Origin of the sequence: Arthrobacter sp. 9V (assembly GCF_902506065.1) — a bacterium.
Lineage (GTDB): Bacteria > Actinomycetota > Actinomycetes > Actinomycetales > Micrococcaceae > Arthrobacter.
The window spans coordinates 1-1,296 of record NZ_LR732976.1; the positions used below are offsets into that span (position 1 = coordinate 1).

2 protein-coding genes are annotated in these 1,296 nt (G+C 72.5%); both read right to left on the reverse strand.

All coding sequences use genetic code 11. The features are described 5' to 3' along the window. Positions 1 to 70: 70 nt before the first annotated feature. Entirely contained in the window at positions 71 to 604 is a 534-nt protein-coding gene (locus BACI9J_RS22915; RefSeq protein ID WP_056070413.1) for a hypothetical protein, read from the reverse strand. A gap of 38 nt (positions 605 to 642) precedes the next feature. Next, a partial coding sequence (locus BACI9J_RS22920) for a DUF2156 domain-containing protein (RefSeq protein WP_159736673.1) occupies positions 643 to 1,296 on the reverse strand: 654 nt, incomplete at its 5' end.

A 1,296-nucleotide genomic window follows, 5' to 3' on the forward strand; every position in this document is an offset into this window, starting at 1 on the left:
CACGGAAGTGAGCTTATTGGCCTTCGGGCCACGCCGATGCGCCCACTTCGGGCGGGCCGCCGACCGCGGTTCAGCCGCCGCTGCGCTCCCGGCGGCGCACCCGCAGCGTGCCGATCCCCTGCACGATGCACAGGACGCCGCTCGCGACGACGATGACCCCGGTCACGATCCGGCCGACGGAGAACCCGCCGAACAGCAGTGGGGCGACCGCGACAGCGATGAAGATCGCGCCCATCACGATGACGACGACCGGGTTCTGGGCGACGAAGAACCGGCGGCCACCGTTCGCCTCGGCGATGGCGCGGTCACGCGCACGTGGGACGGCGTCGGGGGACCGACCCGCGCGACGATCTGCACGCCGTCGACGGCTGCGCAGGACCAACCACACCGCCGCACCGATGACGACGGCCGCTCCGATCGCGATCCACTCGACGAGCTGGAAGAACCCGAAGACGAGCAGCAGGACGAACCCGACCACGACGCCCGCGAACATGTCCGTGGTCATCCGGTCGGTCCGGCCGTCGACGCTCGTGACGTAGCCGGGGCGACGTTCGTACGGATCGTGCTCGTCCACCGCCGGTCCGTCGGCGCGTTCGGTTCCCATGCACCGAACGTACCGACGGCGCTGGGGAGCCGTCCGGTTCAGCCGACGCGCGCGGCTGGCTGCTCGGCCCGGGCTGCGGGCGCCGGACGCCGTTCGCGCATGATCGCCACCGCCTGGCGGAGCGACAGCCCCGGCAGGTAGGTGCGGACGATGGCGACGCCGATCGTGGGCAGCGCCACCGGGTCCGGGTACGCCATCACCAGTGGGTGCAGGTCGGGGCCGAACTTCGCCTTGAAGCGCAGCAGGGAGCGGAACCCGTAGACCGGTTCGAGGGCTCCGCCGACGACGTCGAGGACCGATTCGACGCCGCTCCGGCCGCCGGTCTGCGGTTCCGCCGAGGACGCGAGCGGTGCCGCGGACAGACTGAGCCGCTCGGCCCCGTCGGCGCGCATCCGGTCGACCGCACTCGCGACCAGGAACTCCATGACGCCGTTCGGGGCGTCCGGGGCGCGGCGCATCACGTCGAGCGTCCAGCCGACCACCTGGCCGGCGCGGTAGGCGGGCAGCCAGCTGGTGACGGCGAGCACGGTGCCGTCCTCGCCCAGAGCGACGAGCGTGCGGACGGCGGGATCGCGCATCTCGTCGATCCCGCCCAGGGTGAACCCCATCTCGGGCAGTTCGCGCTCGGCGACCCACTCCTCCGAGATCGCCTCGATCTGGCGGGTGACCGAGCCGGGCAGCGAGGCCCAGTC

Coding starts and splice junctions, on each gene's coding strand:
- BACI9J_RS22915 (WP_056070413.1), bottom strand. CDS start 604: ATGGGAACCGAACGCGCCGACGGACCGGCGGTGGACGAGCACGATCCG.